Origin of the sequence: Lentzea flava, assembly GCF_014648475.1 — a bacterium.
In the GTDB taxonomy this organism is placed as follows: Bacteria; Actinomycetota; Actinomycetes; order Mycobacteriales; family Pseudonocardiaceae; genus Lentzea; species Lentzea flava.
Genome location: NZ_BMRE01000165.1, coordinates 1 through 653 on the forward strand (window position 1 = coordinate 1; position 653 = coordinate 653).

Annotated in this window: 1 protein-coding gene; it reads left to right on the plus strand. The window is 68.9% G+C overall.

All coding sequences use genetic code 11. The features are described from left to right. Nucleotides 1-653 (plus strand): IS1634 family transposase (locus IEZ09_RS45980; RefSeq protein ID WP_189260154.1); only part of this gene is annotated, 653 nt, incomplete at both ends.

Consider the following 653-nt stretch of genomic DNA (forward strand, 5'->3'; position numbering starts at 1 on the left):
CCGCCGGGTTACTCAACGACGACCGGATCGGCCGGGCGCTGGACGCGATCGCGCCCGAGCTGGACGGGATCATCGGATCCGTGGGCGCCCAGGCGATCTCAGCGTTCGGGCTGGACGTGTCCCGGCTGCATTGGGACATGACCTCGATCTCCCTGCACGGCGATTTCGAGGACACCGACGAGAACTATCCGGCGCCGAAACACGGCCACCCGAAGGACCGCCGCACTGACCTCAAACAGGTCCAAGCCGGGCTGGCGGTCACCGCGGACGGCGCGGTGCCGGTGTTGCACCGCGCCTACGACGGCAACGCCGGCGAGGTGACCCAGGTCGTCGCGGCGATGACCGCGCTGACGACAATGGCCGCACCACGAGACTTCCTGCTGGTCGGTGACTCCAAACTGGTGTCGTACAACAATCTTGCGGCGATGACCGGCGCCGGTGTCACGTTCCTGGCGCCCGCGTCCAAGACCTACGTCCCGGCCACTGTCCTTGCCACGCTGGACATCCACGCCGCAGCCGAGGTCGATCACGCGGCCGAGCGGGACCAGGGCAAGCCCGCCGCCGAGCGAGGCCGGTGGCGGGTCCTCGAGGACACCATGACGCTGGCCGGGCCCCGCAAGAAGGATCCCGTGCTCACGCTGCGCCGGATATTC